Below are 26,478 nucleotides of genomic sequence, written 5' to 3' on the forward strand. Positions count from 1 at the left end.
GCAACTCTTGAGGAACAGAATGGCTTTTTTGGCGCAACGCGGCAAGAAAATCCTGTCGCTCGTTCTGACCTGCCCGGAGCCCGTCAGCTGACGCGATCGATGCAGAAGTCGATGACTTCGGTGAGCGCCGATTTCCAGGGAGACGCCGGCAGCGGCGCCAGCGCATCGCGGGCAATCGTGCCGTAATGCTGGGCGCGCGCGATGGTGTCGCTCAAGCCCCCATAGCGCTTGATCAGGCCGAGTGCCTTGTCGAGGTTCGCGTCGCTGCTGTCGCCGCCTTCGATCGCCTCGCGCCAGAAGGCACGGTCTTCCGCCGTTCCGCGGCGATAGGAGAGGATTACCGGAAGGGTGATCTTGCCCTCGCGGAAGTCGTCGCCGACATTCTTGCCGAGGTCGCTCGACGAGCCGCCATAGTCGAGCACGTCGTCGACGAGCTGGAAGGCGAGGCCGAGGTTCATCCCGTAGGATTTCAGCGCGTTGCGGTCCGATTTGCTGGTCTGGGCAACGATCGGCCCAACTTCGGCGGCGGCGGCAAAAAGGGCTGCGGTCTTGGCACGGATGACCTGGAGATAGTCGTCCTCGGTCGTTTCCATGTTCTTGGCGACGGAGAGCTGCAGCACTTCGCCTTCGGCAATGACCGAAGCTGCGGTCGACAGCACGTCGAGCGCGTCAAGCGAGCCGACATCGACCATCATGCGGAAGGCCTGGCCGAGCAGGAAGTCGCCGACCAGCACGCTTGCCTGGTTGCCCCAGATCGTGCGTGCGGTGGATTTGCCGCGGCGAAGGTCGCTTTCGTCAACGACGTCGTCATGGAGAAGCGTCGCGGTGTGCATGAATTCGACGCTGGTTGCGAGCTTGACGTGGGCGTCGCCCTCGTAGCCGAACATCGCAGCGGAGGCGAGCGTCAGCATCGGGCGCAGGCGCTTGCCGCCCGAAGAAATCAGGTGGTTGGCGACCTCGGGAATCATCTGAACGTCGGAGCCGGCCTTCGACAGGATAAGCTGGTTGACGCGCTCCATGTCCGCAGCGGTCAGATCAACGAGCGGCTTTACGGACGCCTGTTTGTTTTTGCTGTCTTCCAGCGGTATCACTACGCCCACACCGGGACTCCTGTTTTCATTGTCGCTTTCGACAATAGGAAGGGGTGTCCCGTGCGGCAAGAGGCGAATTGTCCCGCTTGCTGAAATAGGACAGGAAAAACCGCCGGATGAAGGAATTGATCCGTACCAACGATGCCGTCGTGCTCTCCTTTGCCGAGAGCCTGATGAAGGATGCCGGCATCGCAAGTCTCATCGCCGACCAGGGGATGAGCATTCTTGAGGGCTCGCTCGGACTCTTGCCCCGTCGCTTTCTGGTCGCCGAGGAAGACGCGGACGCGGCGCGCCGGATCCTGATCGATGCCGGGCTCGAGGCGGAGTTGCGCCCTTGAGCACGGAGCCGATGCCGGCTGCGACCGAAACCGTCGATGCATTTCACCGCGGCAAGTTCCATGTCGTCCAGCCACTCGGCCAGGGGCATCGCTCCGGCATGGACGCCATGCTGCTTGCGTCGCTCGTTGCATCGGATCGTCCCTGCCGGGTCGCCGATCTCGGTGCGGGCGCGGGTGCAGCCGGCATGGCCGTCGCCTCGCGGATCGACGATGCGGAAGTGGTGCTGGTGGAGCGCTCGCCCGTTATGGCGGAGTTTGCCCGCCGCAGCCTGGCGCTTGCCGAAAACGCCCGTCTTTCCTCGCGCGTCTCGGTCGTTGAGGCCGACGTTTCACTGACCGGCAAGGCGCGTGTCGCGACGGGTCTGGCGGATGACAGCTTCGATCATGTGATCATGAACCCACCCTTCAACGATGCCTCGGACCGCAAGACTCCGGATGCGCTCAAGGCCGAGGCCCATGCGATGAGCGACGGGCTGTTCGAGATCTGGGTGAAGACGGCGGGCGCGATCATGAAGCCCGGCGGGCAACTGTCGTTGATCGCTCGGCCGGAATCGATCGCCGAGATCATCGCCGCTTGCGGCCGCCGCTTTGGCGGCATCGAGATCACGGCGCTGCATCCGCGGGTCGGTGAAAACGCCGTGCGCATCCTGGTGACGGCGATCAAGCAGAGTCGCAAACGGCTGGTCTTCCGCGCCCCGCTCGTCATGCACGAGGAGGGGCATCGCTTCGCAGACCATGTCGACGACCTCAACAATGGCCGCGCCGCCTATCGCCGCCGCTGATTTACCGTATGCGGCATTGCGTTCGCCGCATCAGTGCATACATGGCATGGAAGAGCCCCTGGCGGGCGATCGGGCGAAGCATTCCGCTTTTCGCCGATGAGACGCGGTCATGTCTATGATTTCCGGTCGTTCCGGCTCAAAATCATGGCATGTCCCAGCAGGCAGGAGTTGAAATGAAGGCGTTCCTGAGACGGTTGTTGCCCAAGCGTTTTCGCAAGGAAGGCGTGACGATCCCCGTCGTCCGGCTCCACGGCGCGATCATGGCTGGCGGCGGTCAGTTCCGGCCGGCGCTCAACCTGGCGACAGCGGCCCCGCTTCTCGAAAAGGCCTTCGCAAACAAGGACGCGCCTGCTGTCGCGATCTCCGTCAATTCGCCTGGCGGCTCCCCTGTGCAGTCGCGGTTGATCTACCAACGCATCCGCGATCTCGCCCAGGAGAAGAAAAAGCGTGTGCTGATCTTCGTCGAGGACGTCGCCGCATCCGGCGGCTATATGATCGCGCTTGCCGGCGACGAGATCATTGCCGACCCGACCTCGATCGTCGGCTCGATCGGCGTTGTCTCCGGCGGGTTCGGTTTTCCGGAACTCCTGAAGAAGATCGGCGTCGAGCGGCGTGTCTATACCGCTGGCGAAAACAAGGTGATGCTCGATCCGTTCCAGCCGGAAAAGGAAAACGACATCGCATTCCTGAAGAACCTGCAGCTCGATATCCACGATACCTTCATCCAGATGGTCAAGGCCCGTCGCGGCCAGCTGCTCGCCGACGATCCGGATATCTTCTCCGGCCTTTTCTGGACCGGCCGGCGCGGGTTGGAGCTCGGCATCATCGATAGTCTCGGCGATCTGCGCGGCGAGGTGAAGAAGCGCTATGGCGACAAGGCTCGGCTCGAACTCATCCAGCCGGTGCGCAGCCTTTTTGGCCGCCGACAGAGTGGCGCGGCCATTGCCGGTGCTCTGGTCGAGCCAATGGCCGCTTCCGCAGCGGCGGGACTTGCCGAAGCCATCGAGGAAAGGGCATTGTGGGCGCGGTTCGGGCTTTGATGCCTGCCCGGCCTGAAATGTCCTTGGAGGGAAAATGCCGCAACTCATCCTGCTCCTGATCGCAGGTTTCGTCTTCTGGCTCGGCTATCGCAAGTTCGTGGCGGATGCCCAGAAGCTGACGCGCCAGCGCGAACAGGCTCGCCGCGAGGAGCAGACCGGGGCGCAGGGAACATTGGTGCAGGACCCGGAGACCGGCGAATACAGGCTGAAGCGCGACGGCGAGTGAGGGCGGTCGGAACGCGTCAGTGTGGCTGCGGTCTATTTGCCCGCCCGCTGCCGTAGCGCTTGACCCCTGTCATCAGGCGTGGCACCTGTCCGGCACATTTTCCAGAAGAAATCCGGACGCGATCCATGACCACTCTGCCTGATCATATGAACCCGAAGCGCTCGTTTCAGGCTCTGATCCTGACACTCCACAATTACTGGGCCGACAAGGGTTGCGCCGTGCTGCAGCCCTACGACATGGAAGTGGGCGCCGGTACCTTCCATCCGGCAACGACCCTGCGCGCGCTGGGCCCGCGTCCCTGGCGTGCGGCTTACGTCCAGCCGTCGCGTCGCCCGACCGATGGCCGCTACGGCGAAAACCCGAACCGCCTGCAGCACTACTATCAGTATCAGGTAATCCTGAAGCCGAACCCGTCCAACCTGCAGGAACTCTATCTCGGCTCGCTCGAGGCGATCGGCCTCGACCCGCTGCTGCACGATATCCGCTTTGTCGAGGATGACTGGGAAAGCCCGACGCTCGGCGCTTGGGGTCTCGGCTGGGAGTGCTGGTGCGACGGCATGGAAGTGTCGCAGTTCACCTATTTCCAACAGGTCTGCGGCATCGAATGCTCGCCGGTTTCGGGGGAACTGACCTACGGTCTCGAACGCCTCGCCATGTATGTGCAGGGCGTCGACAACGTCTACGACCTGAACTTCAACGGTCGCGAGGGTGCCGAGAAGATCAGCTATGGCGATGTCTTCCTGCAGGCCGAACAGGAATATTCGCGCTACAATTTCGAATACGCCAACACGGCGATGCTGCATCAGCACTTCATCGATGCGGAAGCCGAGTGCCAGGCGTTGCTGGCTGCCGGAGCACCGGGCGACCACAGCAACAACCACCTGCACAAATGCGTCTTCCCAGCCTACGACCAGTGCATCAAGGCAAGCCATGTGTTCAACCTGCTCGATGCCCGCGGCGTGATCTCGGTCACCGAGCGCCAGAGCTACATCCTTAGGGTGCGCACGCTCGCCAAGGCCTGCGGCGAAGCCTTCCTGTTGACCGACGCCGGTGGCGCGAACCTCAACCGGGACGCCGCTTGAGCGTAGAACCGTCCGGCCTTGTCGTTCACATCAACGGCTGGCCGGGCACCGGTAAGCTGACGATCGCGCGCCATCTTGCTGAAAGGCTGGGCGCGCGGCTCGCCGACAATCACACGCTGATCAATCCGGCCGAGGCACTGTTTGCGCGCAGTGACCCGCTTTATCGCTCGCTTCGATCGGCGGTCCGCCAAAGCGTGTTCGAGCACCTGGAAAGGGCGGCAGCCGAACGGTCGTTCATCTTCACCGATGCGCTCTCGGACGATGCCACCGACACGCGTGCCTTCGAGGACTGCGCCGCACTCGCGCAAAAACGCGGCGCTCGCTTCGTTGCGGTCGTGATCGATTGCGACGTCGAGGAAAATCTCAAGCGCCTGACACGCGCCGGCCGGAGCAAGTTGCACAAGCTGACCGATCCGGAAGTTCTTCTGGGATTGCGGCGCGCGCACCGGCTGCTACGCGGCAGAAGCGACCGATTGATTGAGATCGATGTGTCGACGCTCGGCGCTGATGAGGCGGCAGCGGCAATCGCCGCGCGGATCGCTGGACCTTCAACTGTCAGATGACGAAGGTCGTGCCGGCGTCGTTCTTGCAGTACGGCTTCATTGTGGGATAGGCGCCGGTATAGACCTGACCGGAGTAGGTCTGAAGAGCGCGGCGAACACCGCTCGGCCGTTCCGGAGAATGGGCGCTCGCATAGGCAACGAAGAGCGCCGTAAAGGCGATCACGTTGATGAGAGTTGCGAGCGTTTTCATGGTCTTCACTTCGTTTCCGGGGTTGTTCGATGAACCGACTATCGCCCATCACCGGTCCGGTCGCCGTTCCCGATGGAACAGGAAAGCCGGTCTTTTGACGTGAAAAGGCGTGGCATCGGGAAACACAGTGTTCACGGTGCAGGCGGGAATTGGGGAGGAGCAGGTTTCTCTGGCCAAATGCTGCAGAAAGCGCTTTGAAGCTGAGAAGCGAATGCTAATCTCTGCGCGAGTTTTTGGAGGGTGCCCTATGATCGGTCTGGCAATCGCCGTCGTCGTGATTCTGTATCTGGTTTTCGTCTATAACGGTCTCGTCAAGGCGCGGCAGATCGCCGAGGAGGCGTGGTCCGGTATCGATGTGCAGTTGAAGCGCCGCGCCGATCTGATCCCGAACCTGATCGAAACCGTGAAGGGCTACGCCGCACACGAGAAGTCGACGTTCGAAGAGGTGATCGCCATGCGCAACCGCGCACAGGCGGTGCCAGCCGGCGACGTCGAGGGGCGGGCCCAGGCGGAAGGCGCGCTCTCCCAGGCGCTCGGCAAGCTCTTTGCGCTGGCGGAAGCTTATCCGGACCTCAAGGCCAACGAGAATTTCGCCGAGCTGCAGCGCTCGCTGGAAACGATCGAGGGCGAAATCCAGATGTCGCGCCGCTATTACAACGGTGCGGCCCGTGACTTGAACGTCAAGGTCGAGAGCTTCCCGTCCAACCTGATCGCCAACGCCTTCCGCTTTGTCAAAGCCGGCTATTTCGAGATCACCAACGAAGCCGACCGCGCGGTGCCGCAGGTCAAGTTCTGACCGGCACGCCTCCCGAACATTCCTCGCCGCGGGATCCCGCCGCGGCGCCATTCGCATCAAGAGACCTATTCGATGACCTCCGATAGCATGAAAAAACTGACCATCCTGCCGACCGACCACCCGCTCCGCGGTCATGTGCGCCCGCCGGGCTCGAAGTCGATCACCAACCGGGCGCTGCTTCTGGCCGGCCTTGCCAAGGGCACGAGCCGGCTGACGGGTGCCTTGAAGAGCGACGACACCCGCTACATGGCGGAAGCCTTGCGCGCGATGGGCGTCGAGGTCAGCGAGCCGAATGAAACGACCTTCGTCGTCACCAGCACGGGCAAGTTGCTCCCGCCGGCAGCTCCCTTGTTCCTCGGCAATGCCGGAACGGCGACACGCTTCCTGACGGCTGCTGCCGCGCTCGTCGATGGCACGGTCGTGGTCGATGGCGACCAGCACATGCGCAAGCGGCCGATCAAGCCCTTGGTCGAGGCACTCGGAACGCTCGGCGTCGAAGTCACCTCCGAAACCGGCTGCCCGCCGGTCACCGTCAAAGGCACCGGCGGCTTCCCGGCCGGTCGCGTCGTCATCGATGCCGGCCTGTCGAGCCAGTATGTCTCGGCCCTGCTGATGGCGGCCCCCGGCGCCAAGGGTCCTGTCAACATCGAGCTTGCCGGCGACGAGATCGGCGCGCGCGGTTACATCGACCTAACGGTTGCCGCCATGCGTGCCTTCGGCGCCGAAGTCGAGCAGCTGAGCCCCTCCGTCTGGCAGGTCGCGCCGACCGGCTACAAGGCAGCCGACTATGTCATCGAGCCGGATGCTTCGGCGGCGACCTATCTCTGGGCTGCGGAAGTCCTGACCGGCGGCGCCATCGATATCGGCGTTCCGGCGGACGCCTTCTCGCAGCCGGATGCCCGCGCCCATGCGGTGATCGCGAGCTTCCCGAACCTGCCCGCCGTTATCGACGGCTCGCAGATGCAGGACGCGATCCCGACGATCGCCGTACTTGCCGCCTTCAACAAGACGCCGGTGCGCTTCGTCGGTCTCGCCAACCTGCGCGTCAAGGAATGCGACCGCGTGCGCGCGCTGTCGCTCGGTCTGACAGCGATCCGGCCGGATCTGGCGCATGAGGAAGGCGACGACCTGATCGTCTCTTCCGATCCCACGCTTGCCGGCCAGACCTTGCCCGCCTCGATCGACACCTTCGCCGACCATCGCATCGCCATGAGCTTTGCGCTTGCCGGCCTGAAGATCCACGGGATCGCCATCGAAGATCCAGGCTGCGTTGCCAAAACCTACCCGGCCTATTGGGATGCGCTCGCCTCGCTCGGCGTCGAATTTACCGGCGACCGGCCTTGATACCGTGCGGGATGTGCGGCCGTGTCTGCGGTTTCCGCGCGCATCCCGTTCTCACCCATAAGAACCGATCTCGTGTCTTGAACCTCAACCGGAAGAAAGCTTGATCCGCATGGTCCGTTTCGCTGCCGCATTTGCCGTTCTGGTGTTTTTGCTGGCAACGGCAGGCGTCGGTCGGGCGGAGGAGGTCTTCTCCGCCTATCGCTCCGTCATCGATGTCGCCAAGGACGGCACGATGACGGTGACCGAGACGATCACGGCGACGGTCGAGGGCAACAAGATCCGCCGCGGTGTCTATCGCGACATGCCTTTGACCTTCACCGACGCGAATGGCAAGCGCAGCAAGGTCGATTTCAAGCTGCTCTCGGTCGAGCGTGACGGTGAGGAGGAGCCCTATCGCACCGAGACGATCAACGGCGGCATCCGCATCTACACCGGTTCGGCCGAGGTCTTTCTGGAGCGGGGCGAGCATACCTTCCAGTTCACCTACGAGACTGGCCGGCAGATTCGCTTCTTTGACGATCACGACGAACTCTACTGGAACGTCACCGGTACGGAGTGGGATTTCCCGATCGACGAGGCGAGTGCGACCGTGACGCTGCCGGACGGCGTCAGGGCCGAAGCGCTCGATTACTTCACTGGCGGCTATGGCGCGACCGGCAAAGATGCGCGTGCATCCAGGGACGGCAGCGAAATCTTCTTTGCCACCACCCGACGTCTCGACCCGCGCGAAGGGCTGACGATCGCCATCAAGATGCCGAAGGGCAGCATCGACAGGCCCACCTCCAGCCAGGAAAATGCCTGGTGGCTGCACGACCATCTGGCGCTCGTCATCGCCGGTGCCGGCCTTGCCGTCGTCCTGCTCTACTATAGCCAGGCCTGGCTCAGGGCCGGGCGTGACCCGGACCGCGGCGTCATGGTGCCGCGCTGGGATCCGCCGGAGGGCATCTCACCGGCGCTGGTCAATTACATCGACAACAGGGGCTTTTCCGGCGAGGGCTGGACCGCGTTGTCGGCGGCAGCACTCAATCTCGCGGTCAAGGGCCACGTGGTTCTCGAAGACCTGAAGAACGCCATCGTCATTGCCGCCACCGGCAAGAAACCCGACGAAAAGCTGCCGACCGGCGAGGCGGCCGTGATGAAGGCGGTCAATGCCGCTGGCGGCAAGCTCACCATCGACCGCGCCCATGGCACACGGGTGCAGGCGACCGGCGCCGATTTCCGCAACGCCATGGAGCGCGAGCATCGCGGCAAGTACTACCACGCCAACAGCGGTTACATCGTCGCCGGTGTCATCCTTTCGGTGTTGGCGGTTGCGGCCGTGTTCCTGTTCGGGGATCTCAGCGAGGACAGCCTGCCGCTGGTGATCGTTCCTGTTTTCATCGCCTTCTTCGTCTCGATCCTCGCAGTCTCCTTCGGCAAGTCGCTTCGCCGCGAAAGGAGCCTGATGAGCCGGATCATGTCGATCGTCGTGGTCGCCTTCATCGGCTTCGTCGCCTTCACCATCTTCTCGACCATCCTTGCGGCCGCCTTCTATTCGGCAGCCGAAACCGACGAACTGCCGCTGCTCTTCGTGATCGGCGCGATCGTGCTCGTCAACGTGCTGTTCTTCTTCCTGATGGGTGCGCCGACGCCGCTCGGAACGCGGATGATGGATGGCATCGACGGGCTCAGGCAATACATGACGCTCGCCGAGAAAGACCGGATGAACATGCAAGGCGCGCCCGAAATGTCGCCCCGGCATTTCGAGACGCTGCTCCCTTACGCCGTGGCGCTTGGCGTCGAGAAGCCCTGGACCGAGACCTTCGATCGTTGGCTGCTTGCCGCGGCGGCTGGGGCGGCTGCGGCCGCTGCCTATCAGCCGGGCTGGTATCACGGTGACGGCTTCGGCTCGAGCACCTTCGGCGATCGCATCGGCGGTTTTGCCGGATCCATGGCCGACACGATGACGTCGTCGCTGCCGCCCCCACCCAAATCGTCATCGTCGGGCTTTTCTTCCGGCGGCGGCTTCTCCGGCGGCGGCGGTGGTGGCGGTGGTGGCGGCGGCTGGTAAATCCGCCTCGCACTTGCCCTTGGAAAACCAAATTCATCGCGGCGCTTGGTGACAATCTTGCCAGAGATTGCTAAGTCCGCCGCAACCGTCAGGAACAGAAAAAGTCACTCCCATGCCCGATCTTCTTATCGAACTCCGCTCCGAGGAAATTCCTGCCCGCCTGCAGCGCAAGGCGGCCGGCGACCTCAAGAAGCTGCTGACCGATGCCCTGGTCGAAGCGGGCCTGACCTATGAGGGGGCGCGCGAGTACTGGACACCGCGCCGGCTGACGCTTGACATCCGCGGCCTCAACGCCCGCTCCGCCGATGTTCGCGAAGAGCGCAAGGGTCCGCGCACCGACGCCAACGAGAAGGCGATCGAAGGCTTCCTGCGCGGCGCCGGCCTTTCCTCGATCAGCGAGGCGCACGTCCATAGCGACCCGAAGAAGGGCGACTTCTACGTCGCCCATATCGTCAAGCCGGGCCGTCCCGCCGAAGAGATCATCGCCGAGGCGATGCCGGATATCATCCGCAATTTCCCCTGGCCGAAGCCGATGCGTTCCGGCGTGGCATCGGCCAGGCCCGGCGCGCTGCGCTGGGTCCGCCCGCTGCAGTCGATCGTCTGCACCTTCGGGTCGGAAACCGAGGAAACCCATGTGATCCCGTTTGAAGTCGATGGCATCGTCGCCTCGAACGTCACCTATGGTCACCGCTTCCATGCACCGGGAGCGATCACGGTTCGCCGCTTTGCCGACTATGCCGAGAAGCTGGAAAAGGCGAAGGTCGTTCTCGATGGCGAGCGCCGCAAGGAAATGATCCTGGCCGACGCCCGCAATGTCGCCTTCGCCAACGGCCTTGAGCTCGTCGAAGACGAAGGCCTGCTCGAAGAAGTCTCCGGCCTCGTCGAGTGGCCGCAGGTGCTGATGGGCAGCTTCGAGGAAGCCTATCTCGAAATCCCCTCGGAAATCATCCGACTGACGATCAAGACCAACCAGAAGTGCTTCGTCACCCGCGCGCCGGGCGCCGACACGCTCTCCAACAAGTTCATCCTGGTCTCGAACATCGAGGCGAAGGACGGCGGCAAGGAGATCGTGCATGGCAACGGCAAGGTCGTGCGCGCCCGTCTTTCGGACGCAGCGCATTTCTGGCACCGCGACCAGGGCAACTTGCCGGATCTCGAAACGCTGGAAGCATCCGCCAAGAAGTTCAATCTGGACATCGGCAAGCCGCTCGATCAGCGCATGGCCAAGCTCGATGCGCTGAACGTGACCTTCCATGCCAAGCTCGGCACCCAGGGCGAACGCGTCGCCCGTATCCGCGCGCTTGCTGGTGAACTTGCCAAGGTCACCGGCGCCGACGCCAAGCTCGTCGACCGCGCCGTCGTGCTGGCCAAAGCCGATCTGCGCACTGAAGCCGTCGGCGAATTCCCTGAGCTTCAGGGCATCATGGGGCACAAGTACGCCCTGCTTCAGGGCGAGAACGGATCTGTCGCCACGGCGATCGAGGACCACTGGAAGCCGAATGGTCCCTCTGACCGTGCGCCGACCGATCCGGTGGCAGTGACCGTTGCGCTTGCCGACAAGCTCGACACGCTCGTCGGCTTCTGGGCGATCGACGAAAAGCCGACCGGCTCGAAGGATCCCTTTGCGCTGCGCCGCGCCGCACTCGGCGTGATCCGTCTGATCCTGGAAGGCAAGGCGCGCCTGGCGCTGTTGCCTGCATTCGAAACGGCACTCGTCGCCCTGCGCGCGCAGAAGCCGGCGCTTGCGGACGACATTTCGGCCGATCTGCTCTCCTTCTTCCATGATCGCCTCAAGGTCTATCTGCGCGACCTCGGCGCCCGTCATGACCTGATCGACGCCGTGCTGACGCCGGAAGCCGACGACCTGCTGATGATCGCCCGCCGCGTGGAAGCGCTGACCGCCTTCATCACCGACGAGGAAGGCCGCAACCTCTTGGCCGGCACCAAGCGCGCCACCCAGATCCTCGCAGCCGAAGAGAAGAAGGGCACCGCCGTCGCCGACGCCGTCGATGCCGGCCTCTTCCGTCTCGACGCCGAGAAGGCGCTGCACCAGGCTGTCGAAATTGCTTCGGCTGAAGCACGCGATGCGATCGCCAAGGAAGACTTCCGTTCGGCCATGGAAGCGCTGGCCAAGCTGCGCGAACCGGTCGACCAGTTCTTCAACGACGTACTCGTCAATGACGATGATGCGGCAATCCGTGCGAACCGTCTGGCGCTGCTCGGCCTGATCCGCTCGGCCACCGGCACGGTCGCGGACTTCTCGAAGATCGTCGGCTAGGGCCGCGTCGCCGCCGGGAGACCGGCGGCATCACACCCGCGCACAAACGTTCAAGCGGCTCGCTGCCCGGCGACCTATATGCTGTCTCCATTACGCAAGATGGAGACAGCCGATGAATGTCGCGACGAAGACCTACAAGCCGATCAATTTCGCTGAGAAGCTCTCGCTCTTCAGCGATCAGTGGCAGCCGCGCGTCCTTGCCGAACTCAACGACTACCAGTTCAAGATCGTGCGCATCGAGGGCGACTTCATCTGGCACGATCACAAGGATACCGACGAGGCCTTCATCGTCATCGAGGGCACGCTGCGGATCGATTTTCGCGACGGGTCCGTGACGCTCGGTCCCGGCGAAATGTACGTCGTGCCGAAGGGCGTCGAACACAAGCCCTATGCGGAGCACGAGGTGAAGATGCTCTTGATCGAGCCGCGCGGCACGCTCAACACCGGGCATGAGGGTGGCGAACGCACCGCGCAAAACGACCGCTGGATCTGATCCCTTGTCCGGGCACTGCGATCGCGCTTGCTGACCGGCAGGGCGCCGGAGTAGAGAAAGGCATGCCCGCAAAAATTCTCGTCAGCGCCTGCCTCATGGGCCATGCCGTCCGCTACGACGGCCAGTCGAAGCCGCTCCTGCACCCGGCGATAGACCGCTGGCGCGCGGAAGGCCGTCTCGTGACCATCTGTCCGGAAATGTCGGCCGGCATGCCGGTGCCGCGTCCGCCGGCCGAGATCGCCGCCGGCGCTATCGGCAAGGACGTGCTCGCCGGCAAGGCGAGGGTGGTGGAGGTCGACGGCGGCGACGTTACCGAAGGGTTCATACAGGCTGCCGAAAACGCTCTTTCGGTTGCCAGGCAAGCCGACTGTCGCTTCGCGCTCCTGATCGATGGCAGCCCGTCCTGCGGGTCGGGTTTCGTCTATGACGGGAGCTTTTCCGGCGCGCGCCATCCGGGTGAGGGCGTAACGGCCGCCTTGCTCCTCGCCAACGGCGTCGAAGTCTATTCTGACAGACAGATCGAGGTGCTGGTCGCGCGGATCGAAGAATTGGAAGGCTCGCAATAAAAAGATTGCGCCCCCGCTTCTCTCAGGGGCGCAATCTCTCGCTCTTACAGCGATACGCCCGTCAGCCTTTAAATGCAGGGGACGGCTGAGCGGGGCAGGGAACTTTCCCGATAGGCGATCAGTCTAGCCGAAGTTCGAGGGTGGACGGATCAAAATCCTGTGAGCTCTCGTCGGCCACGGGCACAGCCACCATGGACGCGCCGATCGGGGTTACCGCGGCGGTCTTTGCGGTCTGATCGATGGAAAGAAACTCCGGCCTGGAAGCCTGCGGGTTCTGGTCGTTCGCGATGTTCGAGACGGTCACCGTTGCAGCGTCGTCGGTTTCGGCCGCGGCCGTCTTGATCATCTCGTGCGACGGCTTGCTGACGAACACCACCGGCGATCCGCCGAGCCAGGCCTCCGTGCGCACCATCTTCATCTCGCCGTTGATTTTCTTGAGCTCGATCGTCTCGTCGCCCGCCGCGATCGTCGGGACGACGTAGGTGACCTTTTTCCGCGACTGCAACGGCGGGCAATCGGCGCAGGAAACCGTGGAGACGCTGGCATTGTCGGTCGTGCCGGAGGCGATCGCTTCGATCGACGACGCCGCGGCGTTGCCAGCAGCAAGCCCAAGGACGGTAGTGATCAGCAACAGGCGCATCGTTTTTCTCCCGGATCGTTATCGGCGAGAATATGCGCGCTCCCTTACTTTCCCGTCAGGAGAATTGGTAAAAATAGAATGATCCGCGAATTGACCGGTTTCCGGTCAAGCCTTCTCGCGCGCGACCGCGCGCCAGCCGATATCGTGCCGGTAGAAGCCGTTGTCCCAGGAAACGGCCGACAGTGCCGCATAGGCCCTGTCCTTGGCCGTGCCGGCACTTGCCCCTGTCGCCGTAATGTTGAGCACACGGCCACCGGTTGCGACCAGGTCTCCATCCTTCATCGCTGTGCCGGCGTGGAACACCTTGGTGGTGTCGGATGCTGCGGGGAGGGCGTCAATCGGCGTGTTCTTCGCGTAGCTGCCCGGATAGCCCTTGGAGGCCATCACGACGGTCAGCGCCGTCTCGTCGCGCCATTCCACAGTCATGCCGGCGAGCGTGCCGGTCGCCGCGGCATAGAGAAGCGGCAGAAGATCGCTCTTCATGCGCATCATCAGCACCTGGCATTCCGGGTCGCCGAAGCGGACGTTGTATTCGATGAGTTCCGGTCCTTTGGCGGTGATCATCAGCCCGGCAAAGAACACGCCGGAGAAGGGATGGCCGCTTTCCGCCATGCCGCGCATCGTCGGCTCGATGATTTCCTTCATCGTGCGCTCGATCATCTCTGACGTCATGACCGGGGCCGGCGAGTAGGCGCCCATGCCGCCGGTGTTCGGTCCGGTATCGCCGTCGCCGACGCGCTTGTGGTCCTGGGCCGACGCGAGCGCCAGCGCCGTCTTGCCGTCTGAGAGGCAGAAGAAGCTTGCCTCTTCGCCGTCGAGGTAGGCTTCTACGACCACTTCGGCGCCGGCGGCGCCAAAGGCGCCGGCGAAACAGTCGTCGACGGCGGCGAGCGCCTCGTCGAGCGTCATGGCGACGGTGACACCCTTGCCGGCGGCGAGACCATCGGCCTTGATGACGATCGGTGCGCCCTGTTCACGCACATAGATCTTGGCGCTCTCCGCATCGGTGAAGCGGCCATAGGCGCCGGTCGGAATATCGTAGCGGGCGCAGAGATCCTTGGTGAAGCCCTTGGAGCCTTCAAGCTGGGCGGCCGCGGCAGAGGGGCCAAAGACGGCGATGCCGGCTGCGCGCAGCACGTCGGCGATGCCGGCGACCAGTGGACCCTCAGGTCCGACCACGACGAAATCGATCGCTTCCTTGCGGCAGAAGTCGGCGACCGCTGCATGGTCGTCCGTGTCGAGGGCGATGATTTCCGCTTCTTCGGCGATGCCGGGATTGCCCGGTGCGGCATAAAGCTTCGTCAGTTTCGGCGACTGCGCGATCTTCCATGCAAGGGCGTGTTCGCGCCCACCCGATCCGATCAGAAGAACCTTCATTGCAGCCCCCGATATCCCGAAAAATGTTGCGCTGCGGTTAGGACGGCAGGGCGGCAAGGTCAAGGGAAAACGGGAGTTCGGGTGGCGATTCTCGCAATCGCCACATCTCAGGCGATGGCCTGGCGGCTCTGTTGCTCGTCCAGCGCTTCGTCGTGCGCATAACGCGCGGTGCGTGTCAGCGCCCAGATCGCCAGATCCTCGATCGGCAGCGGCTTGCTGATGAGGTAGCCCTGGAACAGGTCGCAGCCGGCAGCCGTCAGCATGGAGAGTTTCTCCGGCGTGTCGATGCCTTCTCCGACGACCGCGACGTCCTTGGCGTGGCAGAGCGCGATCAACGCCTTCAATACCGGCAGGGAATGCGACGCGGTGAGGTTCGACACCAGCGCCCGGTCGAGCTTGATGGTATCGGCCGTGTATTCGATGATCTGCTGCACGGACGTGTAGCCGGCGCCGAAATCGTCGATCGAAAGCCGGAAGCCGTTCTGGCGGAGCGCATCGATGTTGCGGCGAAGCTGGTCGCTGAACTTGACGGCGAAGGTTTCGGTAAGCTCGATCTCGATCGAGCGTGCCTCCAGCCCATGCCGTTCCAGGCAGTCGGCGAAGTGGTCGGCGATCGCCTTGGAATGTAGTTCGGCCGAGGAAATGTTGATGGCGAGCACTGTTTCGGGGCCGAACAGGGCCTTCAACTGGCCGCAGTCGGACATCGCCTTGTTGATCACCCACCAGTCGATCTTGGTGAAGAGCCCCGAGCTTTCGGCGATCGGCACGAATTCATCCGGCGTGACGTTGCCGAGCACCGGCGAGTACCAGCGCAGCAGCGCCTCGCAGCCGGTGACCCGGCCCTCGGTATCGACCATTGGCATGTAGACGAGGTGGAACTGTTCGTCCGGATCGAGCGAGCGCAGCTCGTCCTGGATCTGGCGTAGCCGCGTGCGCTTGTCGTGAAGCGCGCGCGAGTAGCGGGCGGAGCGGTTCTTGCCGCTGGTCTTGGCCTGATACATTGCCGCATCGGCATTCGCGATCAGTTCGGTGAGGTTGGTGGCGTCATCCGGGCAGATCGCAGCGCCGATGCTTGCGGTCACCGGATAACGCTTGTCGGAGACTTCGAAGCCGTCCTCGAACAGCGAGAGGATGGCGCCCGAGATTTCCCGGACCGTTCCGTCGCCCGGGCGCGAGCGCACCAGCACGGCGAATTCGTCGCCCGAAAGGCGGGCGAGGATCGCCGGCTTCTGGCCGCGGCGCTCGGTGATCACGTCGACCCGCTCGGCGATGCGGGCCGCCAAGGTTTTCAGGAGTTCGTCGCCGATCTCGTGACCATGCTTGTCGTTGACGAACTTGAAGTTGTCGATGTCGATGAACAGCAGGCTGCACTTCTCGCCGGCCGCGATCGCCTCGCGAACGACGCCGGCAGCGAGTGCGTTGAAGTGGCCGCGGTTGCTGATCCCGGTCAGCGTATCGGTCCAGGAACTGCGCTGCACGAGCTTCAGCGATTGCACCGACTGGCGGTGCAGTTCGCGGATGTTTTCCGTGAGGCGGCCGATCTCGCCCTTTTCTTCCATATCGCGGATTTCGTCGCGCGCACCCACCATCACGGCCATCACATTGGCGTCGAGAGTGGCGATCGGATCGGTGATGAAGCGGCGGATCAACATGATGATCAACCAGATCGAGAACAGGCTCATGGCGACGGCGCCGAGCGCCAGCAGGATTTTCTGCCGCGCCATCAGCGCGTCGAAATGCTCGCTCGAAACGGTGAGCGTCGCATAGAGCGAAGGTCCGAGATGCACGCTTGCCGAAAGGTCGTCGGTGATGGCCTGCGGCCAGGGCTGCAGAACGATGTCGGATCCGTATTCCTTCTTCAGCGCCTGCTGCATGTCGAGGAAGCGGTCGGGCTGGATCGCGACCTGGACGAGCAGGGCGTTCGATTTCTTGCTCGGCAACGGCCGGGTAAAGGCAATGGGGTCGAGGAAGAAGGAATAGACGATGCGCGGTCTCTGGCCCGCTTCGTAGAGATAGGTCCAGTCAGCGAGCTTGTCTTCGCGGATCAGCCGGCGGGCAAGGTTGAGCTGCGCCTCGTCGATTTCGGCGAACGGATCCCAGCTGTTTTCAAAATAGTATTCGGACTTGAGTTCCGAGCTCAGAAGCGCGAGCGAAACATAGCCCGTCGGATCGTCGAGCAGCGATTTGACGCTCTCCTGCAGCCGGACGCCGAGCGCATTGGCCCGGTAGCTCGCATCGGTTTCGGAAACGTACTGGCGCAGCGAATTGCCGTTCAGCAGCGCATTGAGAAAGCCCTTGCTGCGGCCGATCTCGTTCTGGAAGACGGCGGCCGCATGTTCAAGGCGCTGCGACAGCTTGGCATGCTCGAGCGCGCGGATGGAGCGGCTCTGCGTGACGTGGACCGAGACCGCCGCCAGCAGATAGCCGGCAAGCACCACGGGAAAGATCAGGATGAGCGCGCGTTTGCCGAGGTTCACTGGAAATTCGCCAATGTGCTGATGATGCGCCGGCGCAGTTGCACCGACTCTGTGGACAGTTCCTGTTGATACTGGCTCTTGGCCAGAATGTCGGGCGAGGGGTAGATCGCCGGGTCGGAGCGGACCTCTTCCGGCAGAAGTGCGTGGGCCGCCCGGCTTGCCGTCGGCATGTTGAGCGCCAGCGCGTTGGCGGCGGCACTTCCCGGCGAACCGAGATAGTCGAGCAGCGCCAGCGCCCGATCCTTGTTTTGCGAATTGGCAACGACGGACATGCAGTCGAGCCAGGAGAGTGTGCCTTCCTTCGGAACCGCATAACGCCACACGCCAGGGGTGCCGGCCTTGGCGTTCAGCACGTGCTGGTCGCCGCTGTAGCCGAGCGCCATGTAGATGTCCTTGCTGACTGCAGGGTTCTGGATCGCGCTGATGATGTATTCGTAGGTGAGCACCGAAGGGGCCTGTTCCTTCATCAGCGTAAAGGCGGCCTTCAGCGTGCTGCTGTCGTTGGTATTGATCGATTGGCCGAGCAGCATCAACGGGGCGACGAAGGCCTCGTTGTGGTCGTCGTACATGGCCACATGCTTGGCAAGCGCAGCGGCAGGGCGCATCAGATCCTGCCAGGAGGTCGGCGCTTCGGCCAAGACGTCGGAACGGTAGAGAATGCCCATCGTGCCCCAGAGATAGGGCAGGCCCCGGCCGGAGCAGCGCTTGCGCCAGCTCTCGTCATAGTCCCTGAGCGAGGCGACGTTGGTCTCGTCGATTTTTTCGAGAACGCCCTTGCGACCGAAGAGAGCGGCGCTGTTTTCGCCGGTTACCACCAGATCGACGCGGCTGTTCGGATCGGCCAGCACCTCGTCGCGGGTATCGCCGCTGTCGTAATAGACCTGGTGCACTGACACGCCTGTAATCGACGACCAGCGGTCGAGGATCTTCTGGTCGATATAGGATTCCCAGATGAGCAGGTTCAGGGTCTCGGCCGGTGCCGCCGTTGCAAAGAGCAACGTCGCCAGTAAGGCCGGAATCGCCGTTCGCCCCTGCATTGTGTACCCCTGCCCAAGCCCGTCAGACGACCGTAGCGCGCAAAAATTGATGAATGATTACGTAGGGCTGCGACGAGTGGCCGGGGTGCCGCGTGCCGTTGGCCGCGCAGACGAAAACCGGGCGCCGCATGGCGGCGCCCGGTCCGATTTTCTGTTTTTTCTGCCGGGGCGGCTATCGCGTCGGGATCTTCGGCAGGAGGATCGTCAGGATGCCGAGCAGCGGCAGATAGGAGCAGATCGTGTAGACGAACTCGATGCCCTGCCGGTCGGCGAAGATGCCGAGTACGGCAGCGCCCATACCGCCGAAACCGAAGGCGAACCCGAAGAACACGCCGGCAATCAGTCCGACGCGACCGGGGACCAGCTCCTGGGCGAAGACGACGATCGCCGAGAAGGCCGAGGAGAAGATCAGGCCGATGATGACGGAGAGCACGCCGGTCCAGAAGAGGTTCGCATAGGGCAGCATCAGCGCGAAGGGGATGACGCCGAGGATCGAGAACCAGATGACGAAGCGGGCGCCGTAGCGGTCGCCGATCGGGCCGCCGAGGAAGGTCCCGGCTGCGGCAGCGCCCAGGAACAGGAACAGCATCAACTGCGCCTGCTGTACGTCGATACCGAATTTCTCGATGACGAAGAAGGTGAAGTAGCTGGAGATGCTCGCCATGTAGACGTTCTTGGTGGCCGTCAAAAGCACGAGCACGGCAACAGCCCACATCACCCGGCCCTTCGGCAGAGGCAGTGCCCGGCTCGGCGCAGCGCGGCTCATGGTCGTGCGGCGATGGCGGACATACCAGGTGCTGACCCAGGAGAGCACGAAGAAGCCGATGATCGCGACGATCGAGAACCAGCTGAGGCTGCCCTGGCCGAAGGGGATGACGATGAAGGCGGCGAGCAGCGGACCCATGGCGCTGCCGGCATTGCCGCCCACCTGGAACAGCGACTGCGCCAGGCCATGGCGGCCGCCGGAGGCGAGGCGCGCGATGCGGGAGGACTCCGGATGGAAGATCGCCGAGCCGACGCCGATCAGGCTGGCAGCAACCAGAAGGACCCAGAAATCATGCGCATTTGCGAGCAGGATCAGGCCGCTGCAGGTCGACAGCATGGCAAGCGGCAGGGAATAGGGCAGGGCCCAGCGGTCGGTGATGATGCCGACGGCCGGCTGCAGCATCGATGCCGTCAGCTGGAAGGTAAAGGTCAGGAGGCCGATCTGCACGAAGTCGAGCGAGTAGTTCGCCTTCAGCAGCGGATAGAGTGCCGTCAGCAGCGACTGCATGATGTCGTTCAGCATATGGCAGAAGCTGACTGCCAGGATGACGGAGAAAGCCGTCTTCTCCGGGGAGATCCCGGAAGTTGAAGTCACGGTAGACATGGGTGATTCCTTGCCGTCTCGAAGGTTGTGTGCGGCGTGGCCTATCTCTACTGAGGTTGCGGTTGGCCTGCTTTTGTGATCTGGTCGATTTCTTTCGTGAGTGGGCCAAATGCCGATCCGCCGATATCCGCTGCCGCAGCTTCCCGATGACGATCACTTCCGGAACCTCGACTGGGTCGAGACGGGAAACGCCCCGGTGCTCGCGCTCGGACGGGATTACAATGCCGGCCTCCTCGTGCCTTTTCACAAACACACCCGGACCCAGCTGTGGTGGGCGCGCGGCGGCGTCGTGCTGATGCGCACCGAGCGCGGGCGGTGGATGGTGCCGCCCGGCCACGCTTTGTTGATCCCGGCGGGCGTGGAGCATTCGGCCGAGATGATCAGCGACGTGCGCATGCACTCGATCTATTTCGCGCCGGACCTTTTGCGCGCAGAGCGGCCGATGGTCATGGAAATCAACCCGCTGGCCGGCAGCCTCGTCGATGCGCTCGTCAGCGTAGAGAACGAGGCGATGTCGGAGCGGCGCGAGCAACTGGTGACTGATCTGCTTTTGGAGGAAATCGGCCGGCTGCAGGAGCGCCCACTCGGCCTGCCGTTCCCGCGCGACGAAAAGCTTGCGGCGCTCTGCCGGCAATTCCTGCAGGCGCCGTCGGCGGCCGCAAGCATCGACCAGTGGGCCGACAGGCTGGGTCTCAGCCGCCGCTCGTTCACGCGGCTGTTTCGCAAGGAGACGGGCGTCAGCTTCGTCACCTGGCGCCAGCAGGCCTGCATCTTCGCCTCGCTGCCGCTTCTGGCCGACGGCGAGCCGATCATCAATGTGGCACTCGATGCCGGTTATGAGAACGTCGCGGCCTTTACGACGATGTTCCGCCGCATGCTCGGCAGCCCGCCGAGCGCCTATCTGAAGACCTATCTCGGCCAGTGACCGCGGGCAGCTACGGCGCTCATGGGAAACGAAAGCTGAATTGACCTGGTTAACGGAATCGTAGGAACAAGGGCCAATAACTCGCCCTGTGCCGTTCCTGCCCATTCCCTCCTTCGGCCCGACGGCACGGCCAATTTCGCCCCGGCGAATGTATCTTCCGGAGTTGTTTCTTGCGTATCCGTTCTCTTGTTTTCCTTTCTGGAACCCTTTTGCTGTCGGCCAATGCCGCCTCCGCCGGTGACGGCCAACATTTCTGGTCCGGTGACTGGTACCTGAAGGTCGGCGCCACCGGCTTTTACGGCCCGAAATATGAAGGCGCTTCCAAGCGCATGTTCCAGGCGGCCCCGCTGATCTCGCTCGGCAAGGCCGGCAGCACGGTCCGCTTCTCCTCGCGCAACGACAACATGTCCTATGCGCTGGTCGACCAGGGCAGCTTCCGCGCCGGTCTCGTCGGAAAGCTGATTTTCGAACGCGATGCCGGCACGTCCAGCGACCTCAAGGGACTTGATCCGGTCAAGTTCGGCGGTGAAGCCGGCGGCTTTGCCGAGGTCTACCCGACCGACTGGCTGCGTGTGCGCGCCGAAGTCCGCCAGGGTATCCGCAGTCACCACGGCGTCGTTGCCGATGTCGCGGCGGACGCCTTTGCCGATGTCAGCAGCAATGTCCGCATTTCCGGCGGCCCGCGCCTGTCGGCAGCCAGCAGCGGCTACTACACGGCCTATTACGGCGTGAACGATCGCGAGGCGACGGCCTCCGGTCTCAGCAACTATACCCCGCATGGCGGCGTCGGCTCGGCCGGTATCGGTGCTGCGATCACTTGGCAGGCAACCGAAAAGCTCGAGACGAGCGCCTATGCCGAATACAAGCGCCTGCTTGGCCCGGCGGCTGATTCCAGCCTCGTTCGCGAACGCGGCAGCCGCAACCAGGTTCTCGTCGGTCTGTCGGCAACCTACCGCTTCGACTTCACGCTCCCCTGATCAGGCGTTTTCCTCCCGTGGTCGGCGGCGATCTCGCCGCTTGACCGGCCGGGCCTGCGGCGTCAAACAGGGATATGAACACAATCTCTGCCGATTCCGGCCGCGTTCAGGACGCGCCGTCCAACAACTGGGTCTATCGAGTGCTGCCGCGTGCGCTCTGGCCCTATGCGCAGCTTGCCCGCTGGGACCGTCCGATCGGCTGGCAATTGCTGCTGCTGCCTTGCCTCTGGTCCGTGGCCCTGGCGTCGGGTGTGTCGGCGAGTGCCGGTCAATTCTCCTTCGGCCGCTTCCTGTTTCATTGCTTCCTGTTCACTGTCGGCGCCATCGCCATGCGTGGTGCTGGCTGCACCTACAACGACATCGTCGATCACGACATCGACATGGAAGTTGCCCGTACCCGCTCGCGGCCGCTGCCGTCGGGGCGTGTCTCGCGCCTTCAGGCCAAGGTGTTCATGGTGCTGCAGGCACTTGTCGGCCTTGTCGTGCTGCTGCAGTTCAACACCTTCTCGATCGTGCTCGGCATCCTGTCGCTGGCGATCGTCGCGATCTATCCCTTCGCCAAGCGGTTTACCGACTGGCCGCAGTTCTTTCTGGGATTGGCGTTTTCCTGGGGCGCGCTGATGGGCTGGGCGACCGAATTCGGCACGTTGTCGGTTGCCGCCGTTCTGCTTTACGGCGCTGCCATCGCCTGGACGATCGGTTACGACACGATCTACGCTTACCAGGACAAGGAGGACGATGAACTGATCGGCGTGCGCTCGACGGCGCGGCGTTTCGGTGAAAACCCGCGCCCCTGGCTGATCGGCCTTTATGGCATCGCGACGCTGCTCGTCCTTCTGTCGTTCGTTGCAGCCGGCGCCGGTGCCGTCGCCTATGTCGGCCTCCTGATCGCAGCAGCGATGCTGACCTATCAGATCCTCGTCCTGAACATCCATGATCCTGCACAGTGCCTGGCGCTGTTCAAGTTCAACAGCATCGTCGGTCTGATCATCTTCGCCGGGCTGGTGCTGGCGCTTCTCCTGCGCCTGATATGAAAAATCCTCCGTTGCGGCGGAGGATCGTCTTCATTGCCCCATGGTCGGCCTGCCTGTTGCGGGCCGCAAAAATCTCAGGCCCAGCTGATGTCGCGGGCGGCCTTGCGCTTCCTCGCCTCGTGACGCGCACGGAAGCTGGACAGGACGGCGGCAACGACTGAGGCGATGTGCTTGCGCATCGGGTTTCTCCTTCTTTCGTGGTCTTGGCTATGCAGCCCATATGGCACGAAGAAGGCGACGCAACTGTTTCCGGGGGAACATTCGGTAAATCGTCGGGGGAGGCGGCGACGACCCCAGTGCATGCGTGCACGAAGAAAATGTCCCGACAGATCTGACCTCGCCAAACGCGACAGCCGGCCGCAGGGAACGGCCGGCTGTCGCGCTGGAGGTAGGCTCTTCAATCAGCTGCGGGCGATGATCTCGCGCCCATCGATCTTCATGTGTACGCCAAGCGTGCCGGTGGAGCGGCGCACGAGGAAGCGCGGGCGGCGCTCTGCGAAGAAGGAGTGGCGGCGGCGCGGCTTGACGGGCGCGGTGCGCACGTCGCCAAGGTGCTCTTCGAGCGGCCTTGCCACGCCATCCGCTTCGACCATGAGCATCGGAATGCGATAAGCTTCTGCCCAGGCGCGCCAGTCGGCTGCGATGTCGGACAGGTCGTGTGCGACGAGCAGCGGGACACAGAGGTCCGGGTCGTCGTGATGAAGTTCCAGCGTCACTGTAACGTCTCCGTCGCCGTGATCGATCGCGCGAGCCGCGACCCCCTTGAATGCGCGCGCCGGCAGTGCGATCGAAAGCGGCAGGCCGCTCGATGGTAGCACCTTGCGCAGAACTGCGCCACGCTCGTCCAGGCTGATCGTGACATTACCGGTGTGACCGCGCAAGGCGTAGCTCGCCTGCTGTGGAAAGCGCTGCGGATCAAGACGGAGCGTGTTTTCGACCCATGCGGGTTGAGAGAGTGTGTTGCGCATTTCAATCGCCCTTGTTTTTCCTTGAGAGCCGGTTTCCGGTCTTCTCGTCGGGACTTTTCGTCCTCTATGAGCGGGAGAATAGGCGGCGCCCTTTCCGAACGACTTAAAATTCGCGGTTAAGAAAACTTTGCGTTTCTCGATGGTTAGCAAAAGCCGACCGGTCAGGGTTTCCGTTTCGTCAACAGCGCGGCCGCATTCGTTCCGATCAGGCGCACCTTTGCCGTCGTTCGAACTGCCGGGAAAAGCCACACGCAAGCCAGTCCTGCAATCATGACGCGTCAGAATTCTGTTTCGGGGCTCGGGTCCAGCCTGTCCCCATGGGTAACCGACAAGGCGCCAGGGCATGGTATCGACCTATCTCGACTACAGTCGCATCACGCGGGACATGAGGAGCAGCCTCAACCGCATTGCCCAGCAGCCGCAGATCGCGCGCGAAGCGGAGTATTATAAAGAGAACATCGGCAGCGTGAAAACTGTCGAGGAGTTTCTGAACGACTATCGACTCTACTCATACGCGATGAAAGCGCATGGCCTGGAGGACATGACCTATGCCAAGGCCTTCATGCGCAAGGTGCTGGAAAGCGATCTTTCGGACGAAAGCAGCTTTGCCAACCGTCTCACCGATGAACGCTACCGCAACTTCGCGCAGGCCTTCAGCTTCAGCTCGTCGAAGCCGGTGGCTCAAACCAACGCACAGCAGGATGCGCTGATCGGTCTCTACAACGAGCGGATCGCCAGCCTCGACACGGCCATGCGCGGAGAGATGGCCTATTTTGGCGCGGCCATGGATCTCGTCACCGATGTCGACAAGTTCCTCGGCAACGAACGACTGCGTTCGTTTGCCTTCACCGTCTTCGATATTGACCCGAAGACGTTCAACTACACCGAGGTCCGCGACGCGCTGACCAGCGACCCTGCCGCTCTGACCGCAAGCCGCACGGCCGCTGTGACGAGGCGGGAAGAAGCGCTCAAGCTGCAGACTGACCTTCAGACGCGGCTCAAGTCCCTCGGGGAGATTAACAGGCTGACGTCCGAACTGGCGGAGGCGCCCGCTGCCGACAAGCCGGCGATTCAGGCCAAGATCGACGAGCACAACGCGATCGTCGCCGATCTCGATGCCAAGCTTCCGCCACGCGACCAGGCGCCCGCGCTGCTCGCATCGCTCGGCGAGGAATTGAACACGCTGAACGGGCGCATCCGCAATCTCGAAACCTACATCAAGTTGGCGGAAACCTTTAACTTCAACGCTGATGGCAGCGTGCCGGCCGGCGAAAAGGCGATAAGCGACGCAAAGAAGACGGAACTCAACAACATCTACGTGTTCAAGAAACCGGGCGAAACGCCGCTCGGCGGCGCGCGCCTGACCGGCGCCGGGGCACTGCTCAACAAGGAATATTACGAAGGCAAGATCGCCGGCGTCACCAGCATCTCCGAGCTGACCAGCGACAGCCGGCTGTTCAACTACCTCGTCACGGCCTTCGGCCTCAAAGCGTCGACGACCGTGCCGTCGACGATCGAAAACATCCTCACCAGCGACATCAACGACCCGAACAGCTACGTCAACACGCAGGGCGGCGAGTACAATGCCGCCTTTAAGGAAATGCACAAAGCCTTCAACTTCCGGCCCGACGGCACGCTGCAGCCCGGCAAGACGGCGCAGGACGCCGATCAGTTGAAGAAGACGTCCGACGGCTACATGGTCCGCTACAATGACAAGGGCGATGCCGAAGACGAAGCCTTGGTCAAGCGCTTCAAGCTGCTGGTCAATTCGATGGAGTCGGTCGACAAGCTGCTGGCCGACAATGGCGTACTGAAGTTCACGCTCAGCGCCTTCGGTCTCGAAGACGAGGGCCTGAGCAAGCGTGATCTGAAGCGCATTCTGACGAGCGATCTCAACGATCCCAGAAGCTACGTCAACACGCTGCGCGACGAACGCTACGTCAAGCTCGTGAAAGCGTTCAACTTCAATCCGGACGGGACTCTCGGCGCACCAAAACTCGCCCAGAGCGACGGCGACATCATGAATACGGCGCGGGCCTATATCGTCGCCAAGTCCCGCTTCGGCACGGACGACGAGAAGAAGATCGCGAAGGAAAAGGCCCAGGAAGAAGCCAAATATTACACCTCCGAGATCGCGAAGATCGAAACGCTGGATGCCTTCCTCAAGAACCGCCGTCTGGTCGACATGGTTCTCGTCGGCGCAGGTATCGATCCGGAGACGGTCAAGTCCGACTATCTCAGGAGTATGTTTACGTCGGATCTCGAAGATCCGAAGAGCTTCATCAACACCGACCCGAATGGGCTGAAGTATCGGGAGATCGTCTCGTCCTTCAACTTCGACAAGGACGGCAAGATCGTCAGGGGCGAGGCAGGGCAGATCCAGACCCGCCGCGGTCTCGTCACCACCGTTGATCTCTTCCTCAATCAGTCGCTCGAAGAGAAGGAGGGCGCCGATAACGGCGGCATTCGCCTGGCGCTCTATTTCAAGCGCAAGGCCTCGGACATCAACACGGCCTACGACATCCTGGCCGATCGCGCCCTGTTCGAGGTCATCAAGACCGCCTACAGCATGCCGGAGGGTTTGCAGAACGCCAAGATCGAGGCCCAGGCGGCCTTTATCGAGCGCACCGTCAACATCAAGGAACTGCAGCAGCCGGGTCAGCTTGAGAAGCTTCTGCAACGCTTCACGGCGCTCTACGACGTCGAGAACAACCAGGATGTATCGCCCGGTCTCGCGATTCTGACCGGCGGCGGCAGCGCTGGCGTCAGTGCCGAGACCTTGCTGTCGCTCTCGCAATTGCGCGCAGGCGGCCGCTGACGCACGCCGTCTGACGG

Annotated in this window: 24 protein-coding genes; 16 read left to right on the plus strand and 8 right to left on the minus strand. The window is 62.9% G+C overall.

Going from position 1 to position 26,478, the window contains the following annotated elements:
* Positions 1-83 precede the first annotated feature (83 nt).
* Entirely contained in the window at positions 84-1,100 is a 1,017-nt protein-coding gene (locus IB263_RS03940; protein ID WP_034801067.1) for a polyprenyl synthetase family protein, read from the minus strand.
* A 107-nt stretch (positions 1,101-1,207) separates the two neighbouring features.
* Here IB263_RS03940 and IB263_RS03945 point away from each other — a divergent pair, with 107 nt between their 5' ends.
* The 6 genes from IB263_RS03945 to IB263_RS03970 all read left to right on the plus strand — a co-directional run bounded on the left by IB263_RS03945 (position 1,208) and on the right by IB263_RS03970 (position 5,122).
* Positions 1,208-1,429: a DUF2007 domain-containing protein gene (locus IB263_RS03945; protein ID WP_034801069.1), complete on the plus strand. Its 222-nt coding sequence runs from the start codon at positions 1,208-1,210 to the stop codon at positions 1,427-1,429.
* A gap of 11 nt (positions 1,430-1,440) precedes the next feature.
* The gene (locus IB263_RS03950; protein WP_060584101.1) at positions 1,441-2,211 is read left to right on the plus strand and encodes a tRNA1(Val) (adenine(37)-N6)-methyltransferase; all 771 of its coding nucleotides are present in this window, start codon (positions 1,441-1,443) and stop codon (positions 2,209-2,211) included.
* A gap of 173 nt (positions 2,212-2,384) precedes the next feature.
* On the plus strand, positions 2,385-3,251 hold the full coding sequence (locus tag IB263_RS03955) for a S49 family peptidase (RefSeq protein ID WP_112770486.1): 867 nt from the start codon (positions 2,385-2,387) through the stop codon (positions 3,249-3,251).
* A gap of 34 nt (positions 3,252-3,285) precedes the next feature.
* Positions 3,286-3,477, plus strand: a complete 192-nt coding sequence (locus IB263_RS03960; RefSeq protein WP_034801076.1) for a membrane protein — start codon at positions 3,286-3,288, stop codon at positions 3,475-3,477.
* Between the two features lie 125 nt (positions 3,478-3,602).
* Positions 3,603-4,559: a glycine--tRNA ligase subunit alpha gene (locus tag IB263_RS03965; RefSeq protein WP_060516372.1), complete on the plus strand. Its 957-nt coding sequence runs from the start codon at positions 3,603-3,605 to the stop codon at positions 4,557-4,559.
* Positions 4,556-5,122 carry an AAA family ATPase gene (locus IB263_RS03970; RefSeq protein ID WP_090294847.1) on the plus strand — a complete coding sequence of 189 codons (567 nt, stop codon included), beginning with the start codon at positions 4,556-4,558 and terminating at the stop codon, positions 5,120-5,122. Before IB263_RS03965 ends, IB263_RS03970 begins: the two co-directional genes overlap by 4 nt.
* On the opposite strand, the gene IB263_RS03975 is transcribed toward IB263_RS03970, so the two are convergent.
* Positions 5,115-5,312 (minus strand): hypothetical protein, encoded by a 198-nt coding sequence (locus IB263_RS03975; protein ID WP_034801082.1) that lies wholly within the window; start codon positions 5,310-5,312, stop codon positions 5,115-5,117. The two genes, IB263_RS03970 and IB263_RS03975, sit on opposite strands and share 8 nt — an antisense overlap.
* A gap of 247 nt (positions 5,313-5,559) precedes the next feature.
* Between IB263_RS03975 and IB263_RS03980 the strand changes: the two genes are divergently transcribed.
* From IB263_RS03980 to IB263_RS04005, 6 genes are all read left to right on the plus strand, one after another.
* Positions 5,560-6,108, plus strand: a complete 549-nt coding sequence (locus IB263_RS03980; protein WP_034801085.1) for a LemA family protein — start codon at positions 5,560-5,562, stop codon at positions 6,106-6,108.
* A gap of 72 nt (positions 6,109-6,180) precedes the next feature.
* The gene (locus IB263_RS03985; protein ID WP_192437667.1) at positions 6,181-7,452 is read left to right on the plus strand and encodes a 3-phosphoshikimate 1-carboxyvinyltransferase; all 1,272 of its coding nucleotides are present in this window, start codon (positions 6,181-6,183) and stop codon (positions 7,450-7,452) included.
* A 109-nt stretch (positions 7,453-7,561) separates the two neighbouring features.
* On the plus strand, positions 7,562-9,502 hold the full coding sequence (locus tag IB263_RS03990; protein WP_192438010.1) for a DUF2207 domain-containing protein: 1,941 nt from the start codon (positions 7,562-7,564) through the stop codon (positions 9,500-9,502).
* A gap of 112 nt (positions 9,503-9,614) precedes the next feature.
* Positions 9,615-11,780, plus strand: a complete 2,166-nt coding sequence (gene glyS / locus IB263_RS03995) for a glycine--tRNA ligase subunit beta (RefSeq protein ID WP_192437669.1) — start codon at positions 9,615-9,617, stop codon at positions 11,778-11,780.
* Positions 11,781-11,892: 112 nt separating this feature from the next.
* Positions 11,893-12,273, plus strand: coding sequence for a cupin domain-containing protein (locus IB263_RS04000; RefSeq protein WP_034801096.1), 381 nt, complete (start codon positions 11,893-11,895; stop codon positions 12,271-12,273).
* A gap of 62 nt (positions 12,274-12,335) precedes the next feature.
* Entirely contained in the window at positions 12,336-12,839 is a 504-nt protein-coding gene (locus IB263_RS04005) for a DUF523 domain-containing protein (RefSeq protein ID WP_192437671.1), read from the plus strand.
* 118 nt (positions 12,840-12,957) lie between these two features.
* Here the strand turns inward: IB263_RS04005 and IB263_RS04010 are convergent, their stop codons facing one another.
* From IB263_RS04010 to IB263_RS04030, 5 genes are all read right to left on the minus strand, one after another.
* On the minus strand, positions 12,958-13,479 hold the full coding sequence (locus IB263_RS04010) for a plant virulence effector HPE1-like domain-containing protein (protein WP_089044748.1): 522 nt from the start codon (positions 13,477-13,479) through the stop codon (positions 12,958-12,960).
* A gap of 105 nt (positions 13,480-13,584) precedes the next feature.
* Positions 13,585-14,856 (minus strand): phosphoribosylamine--glycine ligase, encoded by a 1,272-nt coding sequence (gene purD, locus IB263_RS04015; RefSeq protein WP_192437673.1) that lies wholly within the window; start codon positions 14,854-14,856, stop codon positions 13,585-13,587.
* 107 nt (positions 14,857-14,963) lie between these two features.
* Complete coding sequence (locus IB263_RS04020; protein ID WP_034801106.1) at positions 14,964-17,333, minus strand: bifunctional diguanylate cyclase/phosphodiesterase; 2,370 nt, start codon at positions 17,331-17,333, stop codon at positions 14,964-14,966.
* A complete protein-coding gene (locus IB263_RS04025) occupies positions 17,330-18,370 on the minus strand; it encodes a PotD/PotF family extracellular solute-binding protein (protein WP_034801108.1) in 1,041 nt (346 codons plus the stop codon). Before IB263_RS04025 ends, IB263_RS04020 begins: the two co-directional genes overlap by 4 nt.
* A 172-nt stretch (positions 18,371-18,542) precedes the next feature.
* Positions 18,543-19,739 carry an MFS transporter gene (locus IB263_RS04030; RefSeq protein WP_060516356.1) on the minus strand — a complete coding sequence of 399 codons (1,197 nt, stop codon included), beginning with the start codon at positions 19,737-19,739 and terminating at the stop codon, positions 18,543-18,545.
* Between the two features lie 109 nt (positions 19,740-19,848).
* Here IB263_RS04030 and IB263_RS04035 point away from each other — a divergent pair, with 109 nt between their 5' ends.
* From IB263_RS04035 to ubiA, 3 genes are all read left to right on the plus strand, one after another.
* Positions 19,849-20,664: a helix-turn-helix domain-containing protein gene (locus IB263_RS04035; protein ID WP_192437675.1), complete on the plus strand. Its 816-nt coding sequence runs from the start codon at positions 19,849-19,851 to the stop codon at positions 20,662-20,664.
* A gap of 170 nt (positions 20,665-20,834) precedes the next feature.
* Positions 20,835-21,641 carry a MipA/OmpV family protein gene (locus IB263_RS04040; protein WP_060516353.1) on the plus strand — a complete coding sequence of 269 codons (807 nt, stop codon included), beginning with the start codon at positions 20,835-20,837 and terminating at the stop codon, positions 21,639-21,641.
* A 74-nt stretch (positions 21,642-21,715) separates the two neighbouring features.
* Positions 21,716-22,675 carry a 4-hydroxybenzoate octaprenyltransferase gene (gene ubiA, locus IB263_RS04045; protein WP_192437677.1) on the plus strand — a complete coding sequence of 320 codons (960 nt, stop codon included), beginning with the start codon at positions 21,716-21,718 and terminating at the stop codon, positions 22,673-22,675.
* Positions 22,676-23,076: 401 nt separating this feature from the next.
* Here ubiA and IB263_RS04050 read toward each other — a convergent pair whose 3' ends face one another.
* Positions 23,077-23,643: a DUF6101 family protein gene (locus IB263_RS04050; RefSeq protein WP_034801118.1), complete on the minus strand. Its 567-nt coding sequence runs from the start codon at positions 23,641-23,643 to the stop codon at positions 23,077-23,079.
* A gap of 343 nt (positions 23,644-23,986) precedes the next feature.
* Between IB263_RS04050 and IB263_RS04055 the strand changes: the two genes are divergently transcribed.
* The gene (locus tag IB263_RS04055) at positions 23,987-26,461 is read left to right on the plus strand and encodes a DUF1217 domain-containing protein (protein WP_034801120.1); all 2,475 of its coding nucleotides are present in this window, start codon (positions 23,987-23,989) and stop codon (positions 26,459-26,461) included.
* Positions 26,462-26,478: the final 17 nt, after the last annotated feature.

The sequence above is a fragment of the Ensifer sp. ENS03 genome, from assembly GCF_014852035.1.
Lineage (GTDB): Bacteria > Pseudomonadota > Alphaproteobacteria > Rhizobiales > Rhizobiaceae > Ensifer > Ensifer adhaerens.

Coding starts and splice junctions, on each gene's coding strand:
- IB263_RS03945 (WP_034801069.1), top strand. CDS start 1,208: ATGAAGGAATTGATCCGTACCAACGATGCCGTCGTGCTCTCCTTTGCC.
- IB263_RS03950 (WP_060584101.1), top strand. CDS start 1,441: ATGCCGGCTGCGACCGAAACCGTCGATGCATTTCACCGCGGCAAGTTC.
- IB263_RS03955 (WP_112770486.1), top strand. CDS start 2,385: ATGAAGGCGTTCCTGAGACGGTTGTTGCCCAAGCGTTTTCGCAAGGAA.
- IB263_RS03960 (WP_034801076.1), top strand. CDS start 3,286: ATGCCGCAACTCATCCTGCTCCTGATCGCAGGTTTCGTCTTCTGGCTC.
- IB263_RS03965 (WP_060516372.1), top strand. CDS start 3,603: ATGACCACTCTGCCTGATCATATGAACCCGAAGCGCTCGTTTCAGGCT.
- IB263_RS03975 (WP_034801082.1), bottom strand. CDS start 5,312: ATGAAAACGCTCGCAACTCTCATCAACGTGATCGCCTTTACGGCGCTC.
- IB263_RS03980 (WP_034801085.1), top strand. CDS start 5,560: ATGATCGGTCTGGCAATCGCCGTCGTCGTGATTCTGTATCTGGTTTTC.
- IB263_RS03985 (WP_192437667.1), top strand. CDS start 6,181: ATGACCTCCGATAGCATGAAAAAACTGACCATCCTGCCGACCGACCAC.
- IB263_RS03990 (WP_192438010.1), top strand. CDS start 7,562: ATGGTCCGTTTCGCTGCCGCATTTGCCGTTCTGGTGTTTTTGCTGGCA.
- glyS (WP_192437669.1), top strand. CDS start 9,615: ATGCCCGATCTTCTTATCGAACTCCGCTCCGAGGAAATTCCTGCCCGC.
- IB263_RS04000 (WP_034801096.1), top strand. CDS start 11,893: ATGAATGTCGCGACGAAGACCTACAAGCCGATCAATTTCGCTGAGAAG.
- IB263_RS04005 (WP_192437671.1), top strand. CDS start 12,336: ATGCCCGCAAAAATTCTCGTCAGCGCCTGCCTCATGGGCCATGCCGTC.
- IB263_RS04010 (WP_089044748.1), bottom strand. CDS start 13,479: ATGCGCCTGTTGCTGATCACTACCGTCCTTGGGCTTGCTGCTGGCAAC.
- purD (WP_192437673.1), bottom strand. CDS start 14,856: ATGAAGGTTCTTCTGATCGGATCGGGTGGGCGCGAACACGCCCTTGCA.
- IB263_RS04025 (WP_034801108.1), bottom strand. CDS start 18,370: ATGCAGGGGCGAACGGCGATTCCGGCCTTACTGGCGACGTTGCTCTTT.
- IB263_RS04030 (WP_060516356.1), bottom strand. CDS start 19,739: ATGTCTACCGTGACTTCAACTTCCGGGATCTCCCCGGAGAAGACGGCT.
- IB263_RS04035 (WP_192437675.1), top strand. CDS start 19,849: ATGCCGATCCGCCGATATCCGCTGCCGCAGCTTCCCGATGACGATCAC.
- ubiA (WP_192437677.1), top strand. CDS start 21,716: ATGAACACAATCTCTGCCGATTCCGGCCGCGTTCAGGACGCGCCGTCC.
- IB263_RS04050 (WP_034801118.1), bottom strand. CDS start 23,643: ATGCGCAACACACTCTCTCAACCCGCATGGGTCGAAAACACGCTCCGT.
- IB263_RS04055 (WP_034801120.1), top strand. CDS start 23,987: ATGGTATCGACCTATCTCGACTACAGTCGCATCACGCGGGACATGAGG.